We start from the raw sequence: 24304 nt of genomic DNA on the forward strand, positions 1-24304 counted from the left end.
TCTTTCTGACCTGTTCAGTAGGTCGATCTTATCCAGACAAGCCGTTGGACGGGTCACACTTGGCGGCAGACACTGGCGCCCATGCTGTCCCGTGCCTTCCCCATCGCTGCCCTCGCCTGGCCCCGACTGCTGCCTGGCTTGCTGGCCAGTGCCGTGCTGGCAGTTGCTGCCGCAGAACTGGGCCGCTGGGCGCCACTGCAGGCGCTGGGCCTAGGGCCGTTGACCTTGGCCTTGCTGCTGGGGCTCGCGGCAGGCAGCCTGTTGAGCGGCGCGGGCTGGCAGCCGGGTGCCTCGGCCGGCGTGCTGTTCTCGCGGCTGCGCCTGCTGCGCGCGGGCGTGGTGCTGTACGGGCTGCGGCTCACGCTGCAGGACGTGGCGCAGGTCGGCTGGGCCGGGGTGTGGGTGGACGCGCTGGTGCTGACCAGCACCTTTGCGCTGGCCGCGTGGGCCGGGCCGCGGATGGGCGTGGCGCGCAACACCGCGTGGTTGATCGGCGCGGGCAGCGCGATCTGCGGTGCGTCTGCCGTGCTGGCCACCGAGCCGCTGCTGAAGGCGCGCAGCGACCAGACCGCGGTCGCCGTGGCCTGCGTGGTGCTGTTCGGCACCGTGGCCACGCTGCTCTACCCGATGCTGTTTTCGCTCAGCGGGCGGGCGCCTGGCTTTGGGCTGTTTGCCGGCGCCACGCTGCACGAGGTGGCGCAGGCGCTCGCGGTGGGCCGCGTGCTGCCTGCGGAGATCGGCGACGCGGTGGTTGTCGCCAAGATGTTGCGCGTGATGATGCTGGCACCGTTCCTGCTCGCGCTGGCCGCAATGCTGCCGCGCCGCACCGAAAATTCAGGCACCTCTTCCAGGCTCGCGCTGCCCTGGTTCGCATTCGGCTTCATTGCCATGGTGCTGCTGCGCTCCACCGGCTGGCTGCCCACCGCATGGCTGCAGCTGGCGCGGCAACTGGACCTGGCGCTGATCGCCACCGCGATGGCCGCGCTGGGCCTGGCCACGCCGCTGGCCCTGCTGCGCCGCGCCGGTCCGCGCCCCTTGCTGCTGGCGGCGCTGCTGTTCGGCTGGCTGCTGCTGGGCGGCGGGCTGATCACGGCCGGTGCCAGCGCCCTGCTGCGCTGACGGGCTTTTGCCCCACGCGGCGATGCGGCTACACTCCGCCTCGCTCCGGGGTGCGCACAGCGCTGAGAGGACTGAAAAGTCCAACCCGTGAACTTGATCCGGTTCGTACCGGCGGAAGAAGAGCGCATGCCCGATTGGCCGGGCGTGCAACCTGGGCCTGGGGCAGACATGTCCCCGGCCAGGTTGCATCCAACCCGGCCAGCAGGCGGTCTCCGGAGCATTGTTTTTACCGTGCTCGCCATCCAGGAGACCGCCATGAACGCACACGATCCCGTCGCCGCTGCCCAGCGCTTTGCCACCGAGCTTGCGCAAGCCTGCGCGCCATTCCCCGGCTCGTGCAAAGCCTTCTCGCAACAGACCGTGGCCACGCCGCAGGGCCCGCTGAAGATCAACGTGCCCATGCGCGAGATCGCGTTGAGCAACGGCGAGCGCGTCAGCGTCTACGACTGCACCGGCCCGTACACCGACCCTGAGGTGACGGTAGACGTGCGCCGCGGCCTGCCCGGCCCGCGCGCCGAATGGGTGGCCGCTCGCGGCGACACCGAGGCCTACACCGGCCGCTCGCATGACGTGCAGGACGACGGTGGCGTGCGCACGCCGCAAGGCGCCGCGCGGCTCGAAGCGCTGCGCGCCCAGGCGGCAGGCCTGCAGCGCACACCACGCCGCGCCAAGGCCGGGGCCAACGTGACCCAGCTGCACTACGCCCGCCGCGGCATCGTCACGCCCGAGATGGCCTTCGTGGCCGAACGCGAGATGGGCCAGCGCGAATGGATGGCCGCCCACCTGGGCGACGCCGAGCGCGAGGCCCGCCTGCGCGGCGACGGCCGCGGCGCGCGCATCCCGGCCGTCATCACGCCCGAATGGGTTCGCGGCGAAGTGGCCGCCGGCCGCGCGGTGATCCCGGCCAACATCAACCACCCCGAACTGGAGCCAATGGCCATCGGCCGCAACTTCCTCGTGAAGGTCAACGCCAACATCGGCAACTCTGCGCTGAGTTCCGGCGTGGAGGAAGAGGTGGGCAAGCTGGTCTGGTCGCTGCGCTGGGGCGCGGACACGGTGATGGACCTGTCCACCGGGAACCACATCCACACCACACGCGACTGGATCGTGCGCAACAGCCCGGTGCCCATCGGCACGGTGCCGATCTACCAGGCGCTGGAGAAGGTCGGCGGCGTGGCCGAGGACCTGAGCTGGGCGATCTTCCGCGACACGCTGATCGAGCAGGCTGAACAGGGCGTGGACTACTTCACCATCCACGCCGGGCTGCGCCTGCCCTTCATCCACCTCACGGCCAACCGCCGCACCGGCATCGTCTCGCGTGGCGGCTCCATCCTCGCCAAGTGGTGCATCACGCATCACAAGGAAAACTTCCTTTACACGCACTTCGAAGAGATCTGCGAGATCATGAAGGCCTATGACGTGAGCTTCTCGCTGGGCGACGGGCTGCGCCCCGGCAGCCTGGCGGACGCCAACGATGAGGCCCAGTTCGCCGAACTGCGCACGCTGGGCGAGCTGACGAAGCTCGCCTGGCAGCACGACGTGCAGACCATGATCGAAGGCCCGGGCCATGTGCCCATGCACCTGATCCAGGCCAACATGGACGAGCAGCTGAAGCACTGCCATGAGGCACCTTTTTACACGCTGGGCCCGCTGACCATCGACATCGCCGCCGGCTACGACCACATTGCCAGCGCCATCGGCGCCGCAATGATCGGCTGGATGGGCACCGCCATGCTTTGCTACGTCACGCCCAAAGAACACCTGGGCCTGCCGGACCGCGACGACGTGAAGCAGGGCCTGATCGCCTACAAGATCGCTGCGCACGCGGCCGACGTTGCCAAAGGCCACCCCGGGGCCCGCGCACGGGACGACGCGATGAGCGCCGCACGCTTCGAGTTCCGCTGGGAAGACCAGTTCAACCTCGGCCTGGACCCGGACACCGCCCGCAGCTACCACGACGAAACCCTGCCCAAGGACGCCGCCAAGCACGCCCACTTCTGTTCCATGTGCGGCCCCAAGTTCTGCTCGATGAAGATCACGCAGGACGTGCGCGACTACAGCGACGCGCGGCAGAAGGAAGCCGAAGCCGGCATGGCCGCCAAGTCGGCCGAGTTCAAGGCGGCCGGCGGCGAGTTCTACATCCCCATCCAGCCGGCCTGACGCGATGGCCACCATCGCCACCGCGGGCCGAACCGGCCTGCATGTCGCGATTGCAGGTGCTGGCCTGCTCGGGCGGCTGCTGGCCTGGCGGCTCGCGCGAGCGGGCCACCAGGTCACCGTGGTCGACCCTGCGCCCGGCCCCCAGCCGCCGCCTGTTGGCCGCATCGGACCGGCGCAGCACGCGGCAGCCTTCACTGCCGCCGGCATGCTGAGCCCGCTGGCCGAACTGGACAGCACCGGCCCGGCGCTGGCCGCGCTCGGCTGGCGCTCGCTGCCGCTGTGGCGCAGCATCTGCGAAACGCTGGGCCGGCCGGAGCTGTTCCGCCAGCACGGCAGCCTGTTGCTGGCGCACCCGGGCGACCGCGGCAGTGCGCAGCGCCTGCTGGCACGGCTGCACGACGCGCCAGCCGGCACGCCGCAGCCTGAAGCGCTGGATGCGGGCGATCTGTCCGCGCTGGAACCGGCGCTCGCCCCGGGCCTGGCCGGGTGGTACCTGCCAGGCGAAGGCCAGGTGATGCCACGCGAGTTGATGGCCGCGCTGCACCACGGCGCGCCTGGCGTCACCTGGCATTGGGGCCGGAGCGCCGGCTCGGTGACGGCTCACACGCTGAGCCTGAGCGACGGCGAGACGCTGCGTTGCGACTGGGCCATCGACACACGCGGCGTGGCCGGCCAGGTCGGTGCGCTTCAACCCCGCGGCGTGCGCGGCGAGCTGGCCTGGCTGCATGCGCCGGGCCTGCCGCTCACGCGTCCGCTTCGTTTGCTGCATCCGCGGCACCGCGTCTATCTGGTGCCACGGCCGGGAGATGTGGTGATCGTCGGCGCCAGCGAGATCGAAAGCGAAGACCGCTCTGCGCCCAGCCTGCGCAGCCTGGTCGAGCTGCTGGCGGCTGCGCACAGCGTGCTGCCCGAGCTGGCCGAAGCGCGCCTGTTGCACCTGGAAGCCAACCTGCGCCCGGCCCTGCCGGACCACCACCCGCGCTGCCACGTCGCGCCCGGTTTGCTGCAAATCAACGGCCTGTTCCGCCACGGCTGGCTGCTGGCGCCAGCGCTCGTGGACGACGCATTGCAATCCCTCGGCCTCGTCCCAACGAAAGCACTTGATGCCGACGCCTCTTTCCTTCACAGCACGCATTGACAATTCGCGCAGCGTGATGCTCAACGAGCGGCCGCTGCCCTGGCGCGAAGGCCTCAGCGCCGCCGCGTTGCTGGCCGAGAACGGCCAGCCGGAAGACCGCGTGGCCACCGCGCTGAACGGTGAGTTCCTGCCACGCGACGCCCGTGCCTGCACGCTGCTGCAGCCGGGTGACGAACTCACCGTGTTCCGCGCCATCGTCGGAGGTTGAACCATGACCGAACCCACCGCCTGGACCGTCTACGGCACGCCGCTGCAAAGCCGCTTCCTGATCGGCAGTGCCGGCTACCCATCGCCGCAGGTGCTGCAGGATGCCATTCGCGTCAGCGGCGCGCAGGTCGTCACCGTGGGCCTGAAACGCGCGCTCGCCGGTGTTGCCGGTGATCGATCGGACAATGGCTTTGTCGCACTCGCGCTCGCCAGCGGCGCCAAGCTGTTGCCCAACACTGCCGGCTGCCGCAGCGCCCGCGAGGCCATCACGCTGGCCCACCTGGCACGCGAGCTGTACGGCACGCGCTGGCTGAAGCTGGAAGTGGTGGGCGACGAGCACACGCTGCAGCCCGATCCGTTCGAGCTGCTCACCGCCGCCGCGCAGCTGGTGAAGGACGGCTTCCAGGTCTTCCCGTATTGCCTGGACGACCTGGTGAGCTGCCGCCGCCTGCTGGACGCTGGCTGCGAAGTGCTGATGCCGTGGGGAGCGCCCATCGGTTCCGGCCAGGGCCTGCTGAACCCGTTTGCGCTGCGCACGCTGCGCGAGCGGCTGCCGGGGGTGCCGCTCATCGTGGACGCCGGCATCGGCGCGCCTTCTCACGCCGCGCAGGCGATGGAGCTGGGCTTCGACGGCGTGCTGCTGAACTCCGCCGTGGCCCAGGCCCGCGACCCGGTGCGCATGGCCCGCGCCTTTGCCAGCGCCATCGAGGCCGGCCGCCTCGGCTTCGAAGCCGGCGTGATGGCCGCGCAAGACTTCGCCGTGCCCAGCACGCCCGTGCCCGGCCACCCCTTCCTGATCGACTGAAGGGAAAAAGATGCCTGAATCCAACGAACTGCCGCGCATCGCCAGCGTGGCCGGCACCGACAGCGGCGGCGGCGCCGGCCTGGCCGCCGACCAGCGCGCGGCCGATGCCTTCGGCGTGCACCTGTGCCCGGTCGTCGCAGCGGTCACCGCGCAGAACAGCGTCGCCGTCACGCACGTCGAAGCCATGCCGCCCACGCTGCTGCAGGCCCAGCTGGACGCGCTGGCCGACGACCTGCCGCCGCGCGTGCTGAAGACCGGCCTGCTGGGCAGCGCCGCGAACGCCCGCATCGTCGCCCGCTGGGTCGACCAGCAGCGCCGCCACAGCCCGCTCGCGCTGGTGGTCGACCCGGTGCTGCGCGCCAGCACCGGCGCCGCGTTTGCGGACACCGAGCTGCTGGCCGTCTACTGCGAAGAACTGCTGCCGCGCGCCACCCTCGTCACGCCCAACCAGCGCGAAGCCAGCACGCTGCTGGGCACCGAGGCTCCCATCCCCGATCAGGCCGCAGCACTGCGCCGCCTAGGCGTCGAGGCCGTGCTGATCACTGGCGGCGACGCGCCCGACCCCCAGCTCGCGCTCGACTGGCTGGACGCCCCGCACGCCCAAGGCTGGCTCAGCTTGCCGCGCATCGCCACAAGGCACACGCACGGCACCGGCTGCACGCTGGCCAGCGCCGCCGCAGCAGCGTTGGCCCATGGCTTCACCAGCGCAGACGCTGCGGTGCTCGCCAAGCAACTCACCGCCCACGCGCTGCGCCAGGCCACACCGCAAGGCCAGGGCGCCGGTCCGGTGCGGGCGATGACCGGCTGGAGCAACCATCCCACCGAACGCCCGTTACCGCGCCTGCACATCGGCACCGAAGCACCAGACGCCTGGTCCGCAGCAGCCCGTCCCAGCGCCCTGCGCGAAGGCCTCTACGGCATTGCCGACAGCGCCGAGCGCATCCAGCAACTGCTGCACGCCGGCCTGCGCCAGCTGCAACTTCGCATCAAACGCCCACCCGGCCTCACCGGCACCGAGGCCGAACGCTGGCAATCCACCTACCAAGCGCAATTGCGCCAATCCCTCACCGCCTGCGACACCGCCGGCGCCATCCTCTGGATCAACGACCACTGGCAACTCGCCCTCGCCACCGGCGCCCGCGCGCTGCACCTCGGCCAGGAAGACCTGCTCGCGCTGACCGAGTCGGAGCGCCGGCAGTTGCGTCAGGCCCAGGCGAACGGCATCGCCCTCGGCCTGTCCAGCCACAGCCCCTGGGAACTCGCCCGCGCAGCAGCCTGGACCCCCGACTACATCGCCTGCGGCCCCGTCTGGCCAACCACGACCAAGGACATGCCGTGGCGACCACAAGGACTGGACAACCTGGCGTGGTGGGCGGCGAACGCACCGGCGCCGGTGGTGGCGATTGGCGGCGTGCTGGCGCCCGAACAGGCCGGCGCGGCCAAAGCGGCCGGGGCGCACAGCATCTGCGTCGTCAGGGGTTGGGGACCGGCGCCGAGCGCGACAATCCTCGAATGGCGGGCGGCAATGATCAGCGCCGCGCCAACCCGCCACCGCAGCGCAGACTGGCCGCATGCCACGCTGCCACCTGCCCCCGCATGACCGCGATCCCGGCTTGCGTCTACGATCGCCCCCTCAATACAGATCAATTGGAATCATCATGGCCGACCTGGAACTGCTCCGTAAATTCACCTCCCAAAAAATGCCCGTCCGCCTCTTGGCCGCCGAAGAGTTCAAAGGCGCTCAGGCCTTGGCCGCATTGGGCTACATCAAACTCGCGATGCCGCCCGTGAACTCAGGGCGAGGCGCCTACGGCAAACAGGATGCTGCACTGGTGCTGGCGATCACGCCCACGGGGAAGCGGGCGATAGCTGGCTGACGTGCTCTGATTCTTGAGCTCGGCGCAGGACACGGGGTTGCCAGGGACGTCCATGAGGTCACATGAACTTGACACCTCGCTTCGCCGCGTCGCTCGCAATACTTTTTACAGGCGGCCGCACGTATAGATTCGCAGCACACCGCTCATGACCCAGAACGCCCCGCCGCCCGCTTCAATCCGCCAAGCCGTCTTCTCCGACTCCCGCGCCATCTTCGACGCCCACCAAGACTCGGTGCTGAACCTGTGCGCCAGCGCCTACACCCCGCTACAGATGCAGACCTGGTTCGAGGGCCGCACGCATGAGGTCCATTGGCCTGCGATTCAGGCGGGGCAGGTCCTGGTTGCCGAGCGCGAGGGCCGGGTGCTGGGGTTTGCGGGCTTTGTGCCCGGTGAGGTCACGCTGCTGTTCGTCCGGCCGGAAGCCGCTGGCTCCGGGTTGGGTGGGCAATTGCTCCGGCTGGCCATGACACAGGCCGAGACCGGCCACGACGGGCCGATCACCGTGGTAGCCACCCGCAACTCACAGGGCTTCTACGAGCGGCACGGGTTCGTGGCGGTGGAGGACTCGTTCTTCGTTCGCGGTGCGGCTGAGCTCCGCTATGAAGTGGTGAACATGCGGCGCGCCGAGCGCTGAGCGGGCTTTGCTGGCGCCGGTGCTTCAACCGCCTCCCTTGCCTGCATCCCCCAGCAACAACGCCTGGCTATAGCGCAGGAAACCATCCAGATGGTTCTGGATGATGCTCACGGTGATGGGCAGTTGCAGGGCTTGATCGTCGTGCATGGCGATGTTGCGGAAGCCGACCATGCGCTTGAGTTCGTCGGCCAGGGGCGCTTCGATCCAGCCGCCTTGCGCCAGCAGTGCGAACACGTCGCGCGCGCTTTGAGGCACCCCAAGGCGCTCGCGGCGGACCATGTGCTGGCCCATGTCCAGCGCGGCTTCGCAGGCGCGCTGAATGTTCAGGATGGCGGCGTCCTGGCAGGTGAAGTTGGTGGCGAAGCTGGGCGGGTCAGCGGCGTATTCCTCTCGGGCGCGGCGCACGCAGCGTTCGATGGCGGCGGCCTTGTTGATCAGCACGTCATCGGCCATACACGGTTCCCTCTGCCTGGATGTCTGCCAGCAGGCCGGCACGCGCCTGGTCCAGCTCGGTCTTTTCGCTCAGGATCGCCGCTTCGTAGAGGGCGGCCTGTGCGTCCAGCGCCCACCAGCGCTGCCCGGTGGTGATGACCTGGTACTGCATGACGGTGGAGGCCGCGCGCAGGTCCAGCAGGTCGACCGGGCAGCGGCTCAGGTCCGCCAAGTCGCTGGCCAGTTCCCACAGGACCAGCGGTTCGACCTGGCCCGCCACCAGCACGGCCATGTCGAGATCGCTTTGCGGCCCTGCCGTGCCTTGGGCGCGACTGCCAAAGACATACACGGCCAGGAGCCCCGGCAAACGCGCCTGCAGGGTTGCCACCAGGGCGTCGCGTGGCACGGGCGGCGGAATGGGAGAAGCAGCCAACATGGTTCGCGTTGCGTGTGATGCCGGAGGGCGTTGTCGACTCGGGTCAGCCTGCATTGTCGACCCATCAGGCGCAAGCACTGCGCCTCACCCCGGCTGCAGCGCCCCACTCAAATCCCCCATCGCCGGAAAGCCGTTCGCCTTGAGCGACTGGTCGCGTTCGACCACCCCCGGCAGCGGGTCCAGCTGCCAGCGGCGGGTGATGAAGCGCAGGATGGAGGCGGTGTCGTACTGGGTCTTGTCGACGTAGCCGCGGCGCGCGAGCGGGGAGATGATGAGGGCGGGGATGCGGGTGCCGGGGCCCCAGCGGTCGCCCTTGGGCACGCGGGCGTGGTCCCAGAAGCCGCCGTTTTCGTCGTAGGTGACGACGACGAGCATGTGCGGCCACTGCGGGCTTTGCTGCAGCTTGGCGATGACTTCGGCGATGTGGGCGTCGCCGTCGCTGACATTGGCATAGCCGGCGTGCTGGTTGAGGTTGCCCTGCGGCTTGTAGAAGGCCACGTGCGGCAGCTGGCCGGCGGCGGCGTCTGCGAGGAAGCGGCTGTCGAAATCCCGCAGGTGCTCGGCGCGGTAGGCGGCGTGGCGCTGCGGGTCCATCGTGGCGTAGTAGTTGAACGGCTGGTGGTGCGGCTGGAACTGCGTGGTGCCGCCGTAGATCTGCTCACGCGCCACGGGCGTGCCGGCGCTGGTCGTCGCCCAGGCGCCGCCGTACCAGGCCCAGGAGACGCCCTTGTCGTCCAGCCGGTCGCCGATGGTGGCCAAGGTTTGCGGCGGCAACGTGGTGGGCTTGGCGGGATCCGCCAGCAGCGGCTCGCCGCCGACCACCGGTGCGTTGCCGCTGGGCTGGTAGGCGGGCTGCATGGTGTTGATGCTGTAGGCCACACCGTCGGCGCCGCGGGTCAGCGTGGCGTCGCGCAGGTGGCGCGGTGGGCCGGCGAGCACGCTGGCGGGCATCTCGGCGGCCGGCTTCAGGCGCACGAAGCGGCCTTGCGCGTCGGTCTCGACTTCGCTGATCGAGTCCTTCGCGGGCGACTGCTCGACGTTCGGGTAGACCGGCACGCAGGCGCAGATCAGGTACTGGTGGTTCAGGTAGGAGCCGCCGAAGGCACCCATGAAGAAGTTGTCGGCCAGCGTGTACTGCTGGGCCAGCGACCAGAGCTTCATGCGACTGCCGTCGTAGTAGCCCAGGCTCAGGCCACCGGCATCGGAGTAGGCAGCGAAGCGGTCGTTGCTGCCGTCCAGCCCGATCTGCATCTGGTTGTTGTAGAAGCGGTGCACCAGGTCGCGCGTGACCACGCTTTGCGGCACGACGATGCCGGTGCCGTTGAGGCCTTCGGGCGCGTCGATGCGGAACGGCGCGTTGGGCATGCCGGTGCTCTGCGCCTGCGTCAGCGTGACGGGCTGGCCACCGGCGGTGAGGCCGCGCCAGGTGGGCGGCAGCCCCGGCAACACGCTGCCGTCGAAGTCCTTCTGCGGCACGTAGCTGCCGACGGCGCTCGGGTTCACGCCGGGGATGCCGTTGGCGCCGGGGAACAGGCCGTACAACGTATCGAAGCCGCGGTTCTCGGCGTAGATCACGACGACGGTGTCGATGGCGCTGACGGCGGCATCGGGAGCGGAAGGCTGCGGGCTGCCCGCGCAGGCGGACAGCAACAGCAACGGAATCAGCGGGGCGGACTTGGCGGTCATCGAGGTCTTCGGCATGGTGTCCCGCAGCCTAGCCGCCAAGGGCCTGGATCGCAAGCGGGCAAGCCGGGCTTCGCTACCATCGCAGGGCCATGAAACGCCCTCCGCTCGCGCTGCTGTCTGCCTTGCTGCTGGGTGCGGCCTCGCTGTCCTCGCAGCTCGGTGCAGCGCCTGCTGCGGACCCCACGCCCTACGCCCGCAAGCTGGACGTGGCGGCACTGACCGAGATCGGCCGCGCGCTGTTTTTCGACCCCGGCCTCTCCGCCTCCGGCCGCGTCTCATGCGCCAGCTGCCACGACCCGCGCTTCGCATTCGGCCCGCCGAATGACCTGGCGGTGCAACTGGCCGGGCGCGACGGCAAGACCCCCGGTCTGCGCGCGGCGCCTTCGCTGCGCTACCTGCAGACGCTGCCGCCGTTCAGCGAACACTTCTTCGACAACGACGGCGACGACAGCGTGGATGCCGGCCCCACCGGCGGCCACACCTGGGACGGCCGCGCCAGCTCCAGCCGCGAGCAGGCACGGCTGCCGCTGCTGTCGCCACTGGAGATGGCCAACGCCTCGGTGGCCGAGGTGGCGGGCAAGCTGCGCCAGGGCCCGCAGGCGGCGCGGCTCAAGCAGGTCTTCGGCGAACAGGTGCTGGCCGACGATGCCCGCGCTTTCGACGCTGCGCTGCTGGCGCTGGAAGTCTTCCAGCAATCGCCCCCCGAGTTCTATCCATACAGCAGCCGGTATGACGAAGTGCTGCGCGGCCGGGCCACGCTGACCGCGCAGGAAGCCCGTGGTCTCGCATTGTTCAACGACCCGGCCAAAGGCAACTGCGCCGCCTGCCACCTGAGCCAGCGCACCAGCGACGGCGCCTTCCCGCTGTTCACCGATTTCGGCCTGATCGCACTCGGCGTGCCGCGCAACCGCACGCTGCCGGCCAATGCCGACCCGCGCTTTTTCGACCTCGGCCTGTGCGGCCCGCTGCGCACCGACTTCCAAGGCCGCACGGACTACTGCGGCCTGTTCCGCACGCCCACGCTGCGCAACGTGGCGCTGCGCCGCAGCTTCTTCCACAACGGGGCCTTCCACAGCTTCGAAGACGTGCTGCGCTTCTATGCCCGGCGGGACACGCACCCGGCCGAGTTCTACCCGCCACAGCAGAAGTTCGACGACCTGCCGCCGGCCCTGCAGGGCAACGTCAACACCGAGCCGCCATTCGACCGCCATGTGGGCGACAAACCCGCCCTGGACGACGGTGAGATCGCCGCCATCGTCGCCTTCCTGCAGACGCTGACGGACGCCGACTTGCCAGGCCAGCCGCTGGCGCCCTAAGACGACTCGCCGGCCGGCCCCAGCGGCACCCACACGCAAAACGCGCTGCCTCGGCCCATACGCGAGGCCACGCGCAAGCGGAAGCCGCTCTGCTCGCACAGCGTGCGCACGATGAACAGGCCCAGGCCGTGACCCTCGGCTGCGGCGGCCGTGCCTTGCTGGAAGGGCTGCTGCAGCAGCTGAAGCTGGTCCGGCCGCAAACCGGGTCCGGTGTCCAGCACCTGCAGCTCGACTCCGCCAGCACGCCGGCGCACGCCCACCAGCACCCGCCCGCGAGGTGTGTAGCGCACCGCGTTGCCAACCAGGTTGTGCAGCACGCGGGTCAGCAGCAGCGCCGAGACGCGCACCTCGACCTGGGTGTCAACCACTTTCAGCGCCAGGCCCTTGGCCGCCGCTACACCGGCGTGCGCCCGCGCGACCTGGGTGATGCAGTTGCCGAGCGAGACGCGGTCGTCGTGCGCGCGGTGTTCATCGCGTGCCTCGGCCAGCATGTCGCGCAGCAAGGTCTGGGCATAGGCAATCGTGCGCTCCAGGTGGTGGGCCACCGGCTCCTGGCCTTGCGGCAGCTGCAGCGCAGCCAGCGCCATGCGCAGCGAGGCAAGCGGTTGCGACAGGTCGTGGCCGGCGCCGGCCAGCAGCAGCGTGTTGCGCTCGGCCCGGGCATGGGCAGCCAGCCGGGCCGACTCGGCCTCGATCAGGCCCTGCGCGTCCTGCAGCTGCTGCTCGCGCGCCGCCGCCTGGCGCTGCTGCATGCGGCGCACGCGCCAGACCATGGCCGCACCAAGACATGCTGTTTCCAGCATGTAGCCGATCTCCGGCAGCACCAGGAAGTCGAAGCTCGGCCAAGGGTTGTGGCCGGCGGCAAACGGCACGAAGAGCACGATGGTGAACAACACGTAGCTGGCGGTGCCGGCGGTGTAGAGCCTGGCGTCTGCCGCTGCGCTGCGCAGGCTGCGCCAGCTCACGGCGAACGCCAGCGCGGCATAGGCCAGCGCCAGCACCCCAGCACCTGCTGCTGCAGCCTCCCCCCGCTGCAGCAGCAGGTTCAGGCCCAGCAGCGCCAGCAGCAGCAGGTGCAGCCGGTACACCGGCGGCCAGCGCTCGCGCAGGTCCAGGAACTGGGTGGCGAACCAGGCATGGGTGCACAGCACCAGGGAAACCGCCACCACGGTGATGCCCTGGTTGAACAGCGGCGCCTGAGGCCACAGGTAGGCGAAGGCGTCGCCACGGATCTGCACCAGCGCGGCGCCGTGCACCGCCACCAGCGCGGCATAGGCCCAGTTGGCCGGCGTCTTGGCGAGCACGCGGGTCATCACCGCCAGCAGCAGCGAGGCCAGCATCAGGCCCCACTGCACGCCGCTGAACATGTCGCCCAGGGCATTGCGGGCACGCCAGCCCGCGTCGTCGTCCAGCCGTGGATACAGCCGGCCGTCCAGGTGAATGCGGTAGTCCAGCTCGATGCGATGGCGGCCTGGCGCGAGAGACAGCGGCACCGCGATGCGCGGGCTGGGCAGCACCCGCTCGGCATAGCGCGAGTCCGCCCGCAAGACCTGCAGCAGTTGCGGCAAACCTGTCGCGGTGCTGTCGGCCGCCAGGGCCTGCTGGCGCACCGTCAGCGCCAGCGCGTCCGGCACGCGAAGGTCCAGCACGCGCTGGAGCACACCGGGGCCGGCCCAGGACAGCTCGATGCTCAGGTGGCGCAGGCCGTCCGCCGCGGGCGGCTCGGTCAGGCAGGGTTGAATGTCCGGACTGGTCTCGGCCTCAAGCAGCACGCAGGGCGCCGCCCATGCGGGCATCGCGGCCGCGCCAATCAGCAGCAGGCTGGCGATAATCCGCCGGATCGCTCCGGTCGTCACGCCGTCAGGACAGTTCATTGCCAACCCAAGCTCCGGTCGCCGTCAAAGTGCTGCTCGCAGACGATCACGCGCTGTTCCGTGAGGGCCTCAAGCTGCTGTTCACCAAGGATGCCGGGTTCCAGGTGGTGGGCGAGGCGCAGGACCTGCTCGGACTGAGGGACCTGCTCCGCCTGACACAGCCTGACCTGCTGCTGATCGACCATCACATGCCAGGCGGCGACAGCTCGGCGGTGGTGAACCACCTCAAGCACACGCAGCCCGGGCTGCGCATTGTGTTCCTGACCGGCAGCAGCGCGGGCGGGGTGCTCAGGCAACTGGCCGACGCCCAGGCCGATGGCGTGCTGCTGAAGGACAGCAGCGCGGCAGCCCTGCTCGCCAACCTGCGCGCCGTGATGAAAGGGCAGAGGGTGATCCCCGCCGAAGTGGCCGCGCTGATGGCGCCGGGCGAAGGCCTGCTGACCCGCCGCGAGATGCAGGTCGTCAAGCTGATTGGCGACGGCTTGAGCAATGCCGAGATGGGCGAGCTGCTGTCGCTGTCCCCCAAGACGGTGGACAAGCACCGCGAGAACCTGATGCGCAAGCTGGAGGTCAACAGCGTGGCCCAGCTGGTGCTGAAGGCGCATGCACTGGGCTGGCTGACCAGCTGAGAAGCTGCGAATGCGCCGGTCGGGGCTCGGGACCGGGCGCTCGGCGGCCCATTGCGGTGACCCGGCCTCCCACCCGAAACACTGTGCGGACACGGCAGCACTCGCGGAGTGCCTGCGGGGGCGCCATCTATGATGGCCATGCGGCCGCCACCCAAGTTTTCGGCGAAGCCTCTTTCGGCAGCCTCGTGCTGGCGGTGGCGTCTTCGCGCCGCGGGGTACCCCCGCGGTCGACGGTTTGTCTGGTGCTTTCGTGGCGTGAGCGGAATGGCTGTTTGCCAATCAGCTCACGCATCACCCGCAGGTTGGGTGGTTGGCCGCTTCTTTCTGCGAAAGACCTGCCATGAACCCCATCCTGAAACTGGCGCCGCTGGGCTTTCCCTGGCCGACCTTCGATCCCTTCCTGTTCTGCGTCTACCACGACGACCGGTACCCCAAGGCCAATGGCCGCTACGGCCCGGCCGCCTCGCTGGCCGGCCATTCGCTGGGGCAGGACTTCAACAATGCCGACGGCTGGCGGATGTACCACGGCCAGGGCGTGCCCGGCTTCCCGCCGCATCCACACCGGGGCTTCGAGACGGTGACCATCGTGCGCCGCGGCTGGATCGACCATGCCGACTCGCTGGGTGCCGCGGCGCGCTACGGCCAGGGCGATGTGCAGTGGCTCACGGCGGGCAAGGGCATCGTGCACGGCGAGATGTTCCCGCTGCTGGACACCGAGGCGCCGAACCCGCTGGAACTGTTCCAGATCTGGCTGAACCTGCCGGCGCGCAGCAAGATGGCCGACCCGCACTTCACGATGTTCTGGTCGAAGGACATTCCGCACCTCGCCGTGCCCAGCGGCCCCAACGGCGCACGGGCCGAGGTGACGTGCATCGCCGGGCATCTGGCGGCGCTGCCCGCCGAGCCGCTGGCGCCACCGCCGCATTCCTGGGCTTCGGCGGATGACAGCGACGTGGCGATCTGGACCGTGCAGCTGGACCCCAGTGCGGCCTGGACGCTGCCGGCGGCCAGCGGACCGCAGACGCGGCGCCAGCTGTATTTTTTCGCGGGCGACAAGGTCACCGTGGCCGGCCAGGCGATGGCCGGCCATGCCGCCATCGAGCTGCACGCCGGCAGCGCCGTCGAGCTGGTCAACCACGGTGGCGCGAAGGCCGAATTCCTGCTGCTGCAGGGCAAGCCCATCGGCGAGCCGGTGGCGCAATACGGCCCGTTCGTGATGAACACCGAGGCGGAGATCCGCCAGGCTTTTGCCGACTACCAGCGCACCCAGTTCGGCGGCTGGCCCTGGCCGGAAGCCGAGCTGGTGCACGGGCCGGACGCAGCGCGCTTTGCGAAACGCGGCGACGAGGTCGAGCGCCCGTAGGCCAGGCCCGCGTCTCGCGCAACCGATGACCAGCGTTCGCCGCTTCACCGCGCTGGCCATGGCGCGCGCGATGATGGCTGGCCCGCCGCGGGTGGACGGGCTGGCCTCGCGTTTGCAGGCCTGCCTGGGCTGCAAGGCGGCCTGGTACCGCCCCTTGGCCGAGCGCGTGGCGCTGCTGCCGGGCGAGCACTGGCGCGCTGCCACACCGCAGGCGCTGAACCGGCTGGCCGACATGGTGGAGGCGGACGACAGCTTCGAGGCCGCCTGGCTCGCGCACGAGAAGCCGCAGGTGCGCCACTACTTCCTCGAACTGCCCGGCGGCATGCAGCCACGGCCACTCGGGTTGGACCGGCTGGCGTTGCCGGACTGGCCCGACGTGCCGGCGCTAAGCCGCTGGCTGGGCATTCCGGCCGCGGGCCTGTGGCGGCTGACGCTGGCGCGCGAACGCCAGCGCAAGCAGCCGCTGGGCCAGCAGCATTACCGCAGCCAGCTGCTGCCCAAGCGCAGCGGCGGCTTCCGCTTGCTGGAAGTGCCCGAGCCTTACCTGATGGCGCTGCAGCGCAAGCTGCTGGACACGGTGCTGAACCGGGTCCCGCCGCACGAAGCCGCCTGCGGCTACACGCCGGGCCGCTCGGTGCTGGACCATGCACGAGCGCACGCTGGCCAGGCCGTGGTGCTGAAGTTCGACCTGCAGGACTTTTTCGCCTCTGTGCGCCACTCGCGCGTGCACGCGCTGTTCGCCACGCTGGGTTACCCGGACGCCGTGGCCCGTGCGCTGGCTGCGCTGTGTACCGTGGCCACGCCCGAGCCGGTGCTGCGCCGCCTGCACCAGGCCGGCTCGCTGAACTGGCCGCAGCTGCAACGCCTGCGCGACGCGCACCTGCCGCAAGGCGCACCCAGCTCGGCCGCACTGGCCAACCTCTGCGCCTTCCGGCTGGACCTGCGGCTGGACGGCCTGGCCTTTGCGCTGGGCGCACGCTACACGCGGTATGCGGATGACCTGGTGATCTCCGGCGGCGCGGAACTGCGAGGGGTGGCCGAGCGAGTCGAACGCTGGGTCGGCCGCATCGCGCTGGAAGAAGGCCTGGCGCTCAACCACCGCAAGACGCGCTGCCAGACGGCCAGCCGCCGGCAATCGGTCTGCAGCATCGTCGTCAACCAGCGGCCCAACCTGCCGCGCGACGAATTCGACCGGCTCAAGGCCGTGTTGCATCAGTGCGTGCACACCGGCCCGGCGGCGCAGAACCGCGAGGGCCACGCCGACTGGCGCGGCCACCTGCAAGGCCGCGTGGCCTGGGCGGCGCAGCTCAATCCCGCCAAGGCCGCGAAGCTGCAACGCCTGCTGGCGCAGGTCGACTGGGCGCGCTGAAAATCTCAGCCGACCCGTTCGCCGGCTGCGGCCGCGGTGCGGTTCAGCTCAAGGCAACACTTTCACCTTGAGGTTCCTGAAATGCGTTTCGCTGCCGGGGTCGTGCCCCTGCAGCGCAAAGGTGCCGCTGGCCAGCAGGCGCTGCTCCAGGCCTTCGGGGCGTTGGGGTTTGGCTTCCTGGGTGTAGTCGACGATCAGCTCGCCGTTGATGCGGGTGACGACATGCATGCCTTCCACGCGCACGCTCATCGTCAGCCACTCACCGTCGCCCACCGGCACTTTTGGGTAGTCCACGATGCCCCACAGTCCGCCGGTGCGGCTGGGGTCGCTGTGCGAATTGTTGACCTGCACTTCGTAGCCCTTGTCGGGCCAACCCTTCTCCTGCCATTGGGTGTGGAAGTAGACGCCGGAGTTGGCCTTGGGGTACGTCTTCAGGTCGACGCGCAGCTCGAAGTTCCTGAAGTCGTGGTTGGCCACCGGGCCGAGGTAGAACAGGTGCGAGCGCGGGCCGTGCACGACGATCTCGCCGTCCTTCACGCTGAAGGTGCCGGGTGCGTCGCTGGCGCGCCAGTGGTCCAGGCTTTGGCCGTCGAACAGCAGCTGCCAGCCTTCGGCCTGCTCGGTGGGACTGAGGGTGTTCACTTCGGCTCCCAACACGGTGGCGGCCTGCGCGAGCAGCAGGCCGGCGATCAAGGTCAGTTTGTTCATGCGCATCCTGGTTCAAGCGGGGCGGATGCCGACGATCTTCAGCACCTCGGGCGGTGGGCCGTCGAAGGTTTCGGAAGGCGTGTTGCCGACAAAGCCCAGGTCCCTCATACCTTGCGGGCTGGTGTAGAAACCGCCGGCCGTGAGGTCGCGGAAACGGGCGAAAAAGCCGGCCGGCTTGGCCAGGCGCGGGCTGCTGCGGGCGGCCATGATGCAAATGTCGTCGCAGATCGCTTGCTGCTGCGCCAGGCTCGCTTCGGCAAACGGCTTGCGAAAGCGCCGGCCGGCTTCGGCGTCCATCCAGGCCAGGCCTTGCACGATCAGCGCCTTGTCCTTCACATGGTCCGGGTACGGCGCGCTGACCCATTCGTCGATGAACTGGTGCACCTGCAGCTCGGCCGCGCTGGGCGAGTGTTCATCGGCCGGGATGATGACCGCGCACAGCGCCTCGGCGCAGCGCCGCTGGCGCTCGCTGAAAGTGAGCGGCCAGAGTTCGCCGGCGCGGTAGGTCTTGACCAGGTCCGGGTCGGTGCCATAGCCGGTGGGCCCCGGCTTGGGCACCGCCGCACCGGAGGGCGACCAGGCCGGCAAGGTGGCCGCGGCCAGCATCCATTGCAGGGATTCGCGTCTTTGCATCGGCATCACAGCTCCTTGCGGCGCAGCCGTTCGGCGATGTGGTCGGCCGCGCGCCAGGCCAGCGCCATGATGGTCAGCGTGGGGTTCTTGTCGGCGTTGGAGGCGAACGGCGCGCCGTCGGTGATGAACAGGTTTTTCACGTCCCAGGTCTGGCAGAAGGCGTTGGTGACTGAGCGCTGCGGGTCGCTGCCCATGATGGCGCCACCCACCTCGTGGATGATGGAGCCGCCCGCCGCGATCGCCTTGCGGCCGTCCAACTCGGCCTTGCCCTGCACCTTGCCGCCCATCGCCTCGATGATCTCGGCGAAGGTCTTCTGCATGTGCGCGGCCTGGCGCGTCTCGTGATCCGACCATTGCCAGTGGAAGCGCAGCACCGGGATGCCCCATTTGTCCTTCACCGTTGGGTCGATCTCGCAGTAGGACTGCTCGTTGGGGATCATCTCGCCGCGACCGGCAAAGGAGACGAACGAACCGTAGTAACGCCGCACGTCGGCCTTGAACTGCCGGCCGTAGGTGCCGCCGTTGAGCCACTCCAGCTCGGCCCCGGTGCCGATGGACGGCATGCGCCGGCCGGTGCCCAGCTCGATGTGATAACCCCGCGCGAAGTTCATCTGGCCCTTGGCCTGCTGCTGGTACAGCCACCAGGGGGCATAGAGGTGCGAGCCACCGGCGCCGTCCTCGTTGTGCGGCGGCAGGTTTTCCAGCAGCGGGATCTGGCCGCCCAGGTCGCTGCCCACGGTGTCCATCACGTAGCGGCCCAGCTTGCCGCTGCGGTTGGCCACGCCATGCGGGAACTGCGTGGACTTGGAGTTCAGCAGGATGCGCACCGACTCGCAGGCACTGGCCGCCAGCACCACCACGCGGGCGCTCACCATTTCATGCTGGCCATTGGTCTTGTCGACAAAACGCACGCCGGTGGCCTTGCCGGCCTTGTCGGTCACCACCTCGTAAGCCATGGCGTTGCAGACGATGTCCAGCGCACCGCTGGCCAACGCCGGCGGCAGGTGCACGGCCGTGGACTGGTAGGTCGCGCGGATCGAGCAGCCGCGGCTGCAGGGCGTGGCCCAGAAGCAGGCGGCCCGCGCCTGCATGTCGGCGCTGAGGATGCGCTGCGCGCGCTCGTTGCCCGGGTGCAGCTTGGCGGGAATCGTCTTGTGGTCCAGCGGCCGGGTGAGCACCGCGCGGTGGATGGGCACCACCGGCACGCCCAGCGTGGCGCCGCGCTGTTGCACCAGCCGCTCGCCCACGCGCGCGGCCGGCGGCGGCAGCAGGCAGCCGTCCGGCGAATCGGGCGTGTTCTCCAGCCCCTCGTTGGAGCCGTACACGCCGATCAACATCTCGACCTTGTCGTAGTACGGCGCCAGGTCTTCGTAGCCAATCGGCCAGTCGAAGCCCAGCCCGTCGCGCGAACGCGGCTTAAAGTCGTACGGCCCGTTGCGCAGCGCGATGCGGCCCCAGTGGTTGGTGCGCCCGCCCAGCATGCGCGCCCGCCACCACTCGAACTGCCGGCCCTCTTCCTTCGAGGCGCTGGTGTACGGCTCGCCCGGCACCGCCCAGCCGCCGTCGATGGTGGCGTCGTAGAAGCCAAACGGCTTGTCCGGCGTGCCGGCACCGCGCAAGGGCGCGTCGGCATAGGTCTGGAACATCGGCGTCTCCGCCGCGATGTCGTAGTTCCGGCCGGCCTCCAGCATCAACACCTTCACGCCTTCCATCGCGAGGGTGTAGGCCGCCTGCCCGCCACCGGCCCCCGAGCCCACCACGATCACGTCGTAGTCCTTCTGCAGGGTGCGAGGGGTCACGAATGGCAAGAAAGTCCTCCTTGGCTGGCGCGTGGCGAGCGGTAGGTGAGCATCAAGTGCAGGCTTGTGGCCGGCAGGCGGCATGGTCGCACAGGGATGGGATTGGGACGCGAATCACGTTGCCGGGCTTCTCTCAACCTCATTTGTCGCAATACGCCTAATCGCGCCAGCTTCAGGCTTCACAACGACCATAGATCGCAGCAGCCTCGCCCATGCCGTGCGCCCAGTACTTGTCGCCAAACGACCAGTGCCACCATTCGTACGGGTAGTTGACGAAGCCCTGCGCCTGCATTGCGCCGACCAAGCATTGGCGCAGCGCACGTGCCGCAGCCGGGATGTCCTCCGCCCCGGTGAAGCAGCGGTTCTGGCTGACTTCGGGCGAGGCGTCATAGGCGGTGCCCATGTCCAGCTCGCGGCCCGCGGCATCGGCCAGGGTCACGTCGACGGCACCGCCGGTGACGTGCGTGGCGCAGTCCGGCGGGGCGATGAAGCGGGCGGCGAGCAGGCGCAGCGCTGTGGCGTCCATGTCCGGGTGCAGGCCGCGCAGCTTGGCGAGGTAGCGGTCGAAGTAGCGGTGCTGGATGGCCAGCGGCCGGTAGGCCTCCTTGACCAGCAGGCGGGTGCCCGGGGGCAGCGCAGCAGCCACCGCGGCGATGCGCTGCGCGGCCGAGCTGCGCAGCCGGAAGTCCGGCACATAGCCGAGGTGCGCAACGTTCTGCGGCGACTCGTCCAGCAGCATCGGCGCGCCGGCCTCAGCGATCAAGGCAACCAGCGGTTCGCCGTTGTCATGCACCGGGATTTGCTGGATGCAATCGTCGGCGACGGTGGGGAAAGTGACGGCGATGGTCAATTCGGGTTGCGGTCTGAAAGCGGAACCTGATCCTGCAACGCTCACCCGCGCCGGAACGAGCGCACCAGCTGCAGCTCGCCAATCTTGCGCATCGGCACGACGAAGGTTTCTCTTCGTTCGGCGCCGGTGTTTTCGTCGAAGACCAGCGTGACGCGGGCGGTGATGATGGGTTGCTGGCGGGTGGACTCGTCGAAGTGGTAGCCCTGGTCGCCGAAGTTGCCCCAGTAGTTGACGTAGACGTGATAGACGCCGGGCACGGGTGCGGTGACAGAGAACATCTCGGGGCCGGCGCCGTCCACGCTGTCCACGTCCAGGCCGCCGCCGGTCGCGAGGATGGGGTCGCCGAAAAATGCGTGGCCGCCGTCGGGCGTGAGCACGTGCAGGTCCAGCTCGGCGTGCGGGTCGTCCCAGGCCAGGATGATGCGGACCTGCGCGCGGGTCTTCAGTGGGTTGGCGTCGTAGAACTGCACGCGCTGCTGGGTCTTGCCGTCGGTGCCGCGCAACGAGATGGTGTTGCTGCCAGGGCCGAAGGCATAGGGCCGCGCGAAGCGTCCCTCCTGGTCGCTGTAAAGCGGCATCGCATTGCCGTTGACGACCAGCGTGGGCGGGTGGCGCTGGGTCTTGTCAAACGCCTTCAGCTGGCCTTCGATCAGCGTGCGGCCACGCTGGCCGCCGCGGTCGATCAGGTTGTTCGGGTAGGCATAGCCGACCGTGTCGCCGTTGTCCAGCAGGCCGCTGTGGGTCCAGCCGCCGGACGGATGCTGGATGTCGCGGTCGGCCGCAGCGGCCAGGCCTGAAGCGAGCAGCAAAGCAAAGAGAAGCGCTCGCATCAGGGCACCACGAAGGAACGGATGAGCGTCAGCTCGCCGGGCTTGCGCATCGGCACGCGGAAGGTCTGCTGCTTCTCGCTGGGCGTGCCTTCGTTTTCGATCACCGCGACCTGGGCCACGGTGATCACGTCGCGCTGCTCGCCGGCGCCGAAGTAGTTGACGTAGACGTGGTAGACGCCGGGCACAGGCGCGCGGCTGGCGTAGATCTCCGGGCCGAAGCCTGTGGTCACGTCCACGTCCAGCGCGCCGCCATTGCCCACCACGCGCTCGCCGTACCAAACGTGCTGGCCGTCTGGCGAGACGACGTGCAGGTCCAGGTCGGTCTGGTCGGTGTCCCAGCTCAGCACCACACGCAGCTTGGCCGGCGCGCGGCCGGGATTGGCCTCGATGAACTGCACCCGTTTCTCGCTGCCGCCCGGCCCGCGCACGCTCACGCCGTGCGAGCCGGCGCCGAAAGACCACGGTCGGGCGTATTGGCCGGCCTCGTCCACGCTGAGCGGCAGCGCCACGCCGTCCACCACCAGGCGGGCCATGCTGCGGCCGTCCTTGGGCTTGGCGGCAATCTCCTTGCCAATGCGCCCTGCGATCAGCGCTGTGCTGCTGCGGCCAGCGGTGTTGACGTTGGAGGCCGGGTAGTGGACCTCCTGAACGAAGTCCTGCTCGGTGCTGTCGCTGGCGCGCCAGCCACCGCGTGGCGTGTCGATGCTGGGCGCCTGCTGGGCCTGCACAGCACAGGCGGCAAGCGTCAGGAGCAGGAAGAGACTTCGGTTCATCAGAGGTTCCTCAAACATCGGCGAGTTGCTGTGCAAGCCGCTCGATGTAGCTTTCATCCTGGCCGCGCGGGTGGCGGCGGAAGGCCAGGTGCAGGTATTCGTGGATCAGCGTGACGCGGCCTTCGCGGCTCCGCCATTCGCGCAGGAAGATGCGGCCGCGGCGCGGGTCGGCATGTGGCACGCCCTGGCCGAGCTCGCAGACCTGCGGCAGCGCATCCGGCGGCTCGTAGCCGGCCTCGGCGCGCAGCACGCGGCCCCAGCGCGGCGAGCGCTCGCCCAGCCAGGCGGCGGCCAGTGGCAGCGGCGCGCAGTCACTGTCGTCATGCCAGCCGGACAGCACGGCGGCAGGATAGGCATCGCGCAGCAAGGCCTCGAAGCTGCTGCCGGCGCGGCTGGCGGCCACGGCCTCGCGCCAGCCCATCAGCTGCGGCGCGGCGCCGTCGCTGCGGTAGTGGACGGGCGCGCCGTCCAGCACCAGGCCGGCGGTGAACGCGGCGGCGGCACGTGCGGCATCGGAAGGCGGGCGTGGGCTGACACGCTGGGCGCGGCTGTCGTCGGCCACCTGAAGGCAGCCGCCGGGCGTGGCGGCGTTCTGCCGCAGCCAGCTGCGTGCGGCGACGGCCAGCGCGCGGGCGGCAGCGGTTTCCTTCGCATCGCCTTCTCGGTCCACCACGCGGGCCACGTAGTCCTCCAGCGGCAGGCGGGCCTGCAGCTGAAGCCCTGCCCCCAGCATCAGCTCGGGCTGGCCCGGAATCTCCATCGACTGACCGTTGGCAAAGCGCAGCGTGTAGCGGGCGCCAGCAGTCAGCGGACCTGGCGATGCGGGCTGGCCCTCACGCCTGATGCTGGCCAGCGGGTAGCGCGCGAACAGCCGCACGTCCATGCAAGGCTGGGCCTGCAGCGCGGCGGCTTCGGGCGAGCCGCTGAGTTGCCCGCTGGCCTGCCAGGCCTCGGCCAGGCGGCCGGCCTCGCGCGCCAGCACCTTCTGGCCGGTGCCGGGTGCGCCCAGCCAGAACGGTGAACCATCGGCCAGCCAGCCGGCGGCACCGCCCCAGCGTTCCTGGCTTTCGTTGAACCAGGACCAGGTCTTGAAGCGCGGCGAGCTGCCGACCGCGGCCAGCAGCGCCGGTTCGCGCAAGGTGTTGGGCAGCAGCGCCTCGCGGGCGGCGATGCGGCCGGCGGCGGGCACGCGCTGCAGCGCGTCCAGCAGGCGTTCGGGCGGCACCGTGGTGGCAGGCTGCAGCGCGGGCAGCGAGAGCAGCCAGGCCGGCGCGTCCTGTTCAGACCAGAAGCGCCGCCAGTTCGCGTCCGTCAGCCCGAGGCGGCGCGGCGCGAAGTAGGCGCCGCAGGAGCGCTGCAGCGCGGCGTCGCGGCCGATGCTTTCGCCAGGGTCGCAGCAGTACTCGTCGCCGGCCTCGCGCTGCGCGCGCTCACAGCGGTAGACCGGCTCCTGCGCGCCGGCTGAAAAGAGGTAGCTGTAGACAAACAGCTTCCAGGTGCTGCCCAGCGGCACGGACGGTGGCAGCGGCGCGGTGCCGCGCAGCTCGCCATCAGACGTTCGCCAGGCCAGCACCGTGGGTGGTGTGGCAGCGGAAGCCCAGGCAGCAGCCATCGCGAGCAGGATGCCCACGAAGCTTCGCCATTGCCGCTGCGCCGCCATCCCCTT

At 69.8% G+C, this 24304-nt stretch carries 23 protein-coding genes and 1 riboswitch; of the genes, 12 read left to right on the forward strand and 11 right to left on the reverse strand.

Annotation, left to right across the window (positions count from 1 at the left end; all coding sequences use genetic code 11):
* The first annotated feature begins 81 nt into the window (after positions 1-81).
* The 8 genes from ACAH41_RS09110 to ACAH41_RS09145 all read left to right on the forward strand — a co-directional run bounded on the left by ACAH41_RS09110 (position 82) and on the right by ACAH41_RS09145 (position 7940).
* Complete coding sequence (locus ACAH41_RS09110; protein WP_325656534.1) at positions 82-1119, forward strand: YeiH family putative sulfate export transporter; 1038 nt, start codon at positions 82-84, stop codon at positions 1117-1119.
* Positions 1120-1155: 36 nt separating this feature from the next.
* A riboswitch (TPP riboswitch) is annotated at positions 1156-1256 on the forward strand.
* Positions 1257-1374: 118 nt separating this feature from the next.
* On the forward strand, positions 1375-3279 hold the full coding sequence (gene thiC / locus ACAH41_RS09115; protein WP_325656532.1) for a phosphomethylpyrimidine synthase ThiC: 1905 nt from the start codon (positions 1375-1377) through the stop codon (positions 3277-3279).
* A gap of 4 nt (positions 3280-3283) precedes the next feature.
* Positions 3284-4417: an FAD-dependent oxidoreductase gene (locus ACAH41_RS09120; RefSeq protein WP_325656530.1), complete on the forward strand. Its 1134-nt coding sequence runs from the start codon at positions 3284-3286 to the stop codon at positions 4415-4417.
* Positions 4383-4625, forward strand: coding sequence for a sulfur carrier protein ThiS (gene thiS, locus ACAH41_RS09125; protein WP_325656528.1), 243 nt, complete (start codon positions 4383-4385; stop codon positions 4623-4625). Before ACAH41_RS09120 ends, thiS begins: the two co-directional genes overlap by 35 nt.
* Positions 4626-4628: 3 nt before the next feature.
* Entirely contained in the window at positions 4629-5429 is an 801-nt protein-coding gene (locus ACAH41_RS09130; protein ID WP_325656526.1) for a thiazole synthase, read from the forward strand.
* 10 nt (positions 5430-5439) lie between these two features.
* Positions 5440-7029, forward strand: a complete 1590-nt coding sequence (gene thiD, locus ACAH41_RS09135; protein ID WP_325656524.1) for a bifunctional hydroxymethylpyrimidine kinase/phosphomethylpyrimidine kinase — start codon at positions 5440-5442, stop codon at positions 7027-7029.
* A 58-nt stretch (positions 7030-7087) separates the two neighbouring features.
* Positions 7088-7306 (forward strand): hypothetical protein, encoded by a 219-nt coding sequence (locus tag ACAH41_RS09140; protein ID WP_141290118.1) that lies wholly within the window; start codon positions 7088-7090, stop codon positions 7304-7306.
* 145 nt (positions 7307-7451) lie between these two features.
* On the forward strand, positions 7452-7940 hold the full coding sequence (locus tag ACAH41_RS09145) for a GNAT family N-acetyltransferase (RefSeq protein ID WP_325656523.1): 489 nt from the start codon (positions 7452-7454) through the stop codon (positions 7938-7940).
* A gap of 24 nt (positions 7941-7964) precedes the next feature.
* On the opposite strand, the gene ACAH41_RS09150 is transcribed toward ACAH41_RS09145, so the two are convergent.
* From ACAH41_RS09150 to acpA, 3 genes are all read right to left on the reverse strand, one after another.
* Positions 7965-8393 (reverse strand): DUF86 domain-containing protein, encoded by a 429-nt coding sequence (locus tag ACAH41_RS09150; RefSeq protein ID WP_325656522.1) that lies wholly within the window; start codon positions 8391-8393, stop codon positions 7965-7967.
* Complete coding sequence (locus ACAH41_RS09155) at positions 8383-8808, reverse strand: nucleotidyltransferase domain-containing protein (protein ID WP_325656521.1); 426 nt, start codon at positions 8806-8808, stop codon at positions 8383-8385. The genes ACAH41_RS09150 and ACAH41_RS09155 overlap by 11 nt, the downstream gene beginning before the upstream one ends.
* Before the next feature lie 84 nt (positions 8809-8892).
* The gene (gene acpA / locus ACAH41_RS09160; RefSeq protein WP_370538265.1) at positions 8893-10494 is read right to left on the reverse strand and encodes an acid phosphatase; all 1602 of its coding nucleotides are present in this window, start codon (positions 10492-10494) and stop codon (positions 8893-8895) included.
* Between the two features lie 89 nt (positions 10495-10583).
* Here acpA and ACAH41_RS09165 point away from each other — a divergent pair, with 89 nt between their 5' ends.
* On the forward strand, positions 10584-11810 hold the full coding sequence (locus ACAH41_RS09165) for a cytochrome c peroxidase (RefSeq protein WP_325656517.1): 1227 nt from the start codon (positions 10584-10586) through the stop codon (positions 11808-11810).
* On the opposite strand, the gene ACAH41_RS09170 is transcribed toward ACAH41_RS09165, so the two are convergent.
* Entirely contained in the window at positions 11807-13684 is a 1878-nt protein-coding gene (locus tag ACAH41_RS09170; protein WP_325656515.1) for an ATP-binding protein, read from the reverse strand. The two genes, ACAH41_RS09165 and ACAH41_RS09170, sit on opposite strands and share 4 nt — an antisense overlap.
* Here ACAH41_RS09170 and ACAH41_RS09175 point away from each other — a divergent pair.
* The 3 genes from ACAH41_RS09175 (at position 13684) to ACAH41_RS09185 (ending at position 17045) form a co-directional block, all read left to right on the forward strand.
* Positions 13684-14313: a response regulator transcription factor gene (locus ACAH41_RS09175; RefSeq protein WP_325656513.1), complete on the forward strand. Its 630-nt coding sequence runs from the start codon at positions 13684-13686 to the stop codon at positions 14311-14313. The genes ACAH41_RS09170 and ACAH41_RS09175 overlap by 1 nt on opposite strands.
* 340 nt (positions 14314-14653) lie before the next feature.
* Complete coding sequence (locus ACAH41_RS09180; RefSeq protein ID WP_325656510.1) at positions 14654-15676, forward strand: pirin family protein; 1023 nt, start codon at positions 14654-14656, stop codon at positions 15674-15676.
* Between the two features lie 25 nt (positions 15677-15701).
* On the forward strand, positions 15702-17045 hold the full coding sequence (locus ACAH41_RS09185; RefSeq protein WP_325656508.1) for a reverse transcriptase family protein: 1344 nt from the start codon (positions 15702-15704) through the stop codon (positions 17043-17045).
* 48 nt (positions 17046-17093) lie between these two features.
* Here ACAH41_RS09185 and ACAH41_RS09190 read toward each other — a convergent pair whose 3' ends face one another.
* The 7 genes from ACAH41_RS09190 to ACAH41_RS09220 form a co-directional block, all read right to left on the reverse strand.
* On the reverse strand, positions 17094-17753 hold the full coding sequence (locus tag ACAH41_RS09190) for a DUF1080 domain-containing protein (RefSeq protein ID WP_325656506.1): 660 nt from the start codon (positions 17751-17753) through the stop codon (positions 17094-17096).
* A gap of 12 nt (positions 17754-17765) precedes the next feature.
* Positions 17766-18392 (reverse strand): gluconate 2-dehydrogenase subunit 3 family protein, encoded by a 627-nt coding sequence (locus ACAH41_RS09195; RefSeq protein WP_325656505.1) that lies wholly within the window; start codon positions 18390-18392, stop codon positions 17766-17768.
* Entirely contained in the window at positions 18392-20185 is a 1794-nt protein-coding gene (locus tag ACAH41_RS09200; protein WP_325656595.1) for a GMC family oxidoreductase, read from the reverse strand. Before ACAH41_RS09200 ends, ACAH41_RS09195 begins: the two co-directional genes overlap by 1 nt.
* 172 nt (positions 20186-20357) lie before the next feature.
* Positions 20358-21035 carry a M15 family metallopeptidase gene (locus ACAH41_RS09205; protein WP_325656503.1) on the reverse strand — a complete coding sequence of 226 codons (678 nt, stop codon included), beginning with the start codon at positions 21033-21035 and terminating at the stop codon, positions 20358-20360.
* Positions 21036-21076: 41 nt separating this feature from the next.
* Entirely contained in the window at positions 21077-21865 is a 789-nt protein-coding gene (locus ACAH41_RS09210; protein ID WP_325656501.1) for a DUF2135 domain-containing protein, read from the reverse strand.
* Positions 21865-22638 carry a DUF2135 domain-containing protein gene (locus tag ACAH41_RS09215; protein WP_325656499.1) on the reverse strand — a complete coding sequence of 258 codons (774 nt, stop codon included), beginning with the start codon at positions 22636-22638 and terminating at the stop codon, positions 21865-21867. Before ACAH41_RS09215 ends, ACAH41_RS09210 begins: the two co-directional genes overlap by 1 nt.
* Positions 22639-22648: 10 nt before the next feature.
* Positions 22649-24268 (reverse strand): DUF2300 domain-containing protein, encoded by a 1620-nt coding sequence (locus ACAH41_RS09220; protein ID WP_325656498.1) that lies wholly within the window; start codon positions 24266-24268, stop codon positions 22649-22651.
* Positions 24269-24304 lie beyond the last annotated feature (36 nt).

The sequence above is a fragment of the Ideonella sp. genome (assembly GCF_041287625.1).
In the GTDB taxonomy this organism is placed as follows: domain Bacteria; phylum Pseudomonadota; class Gammaproteobacteria; order Burkholderiales; family Burkholderiaceae_C; genus Ideonella.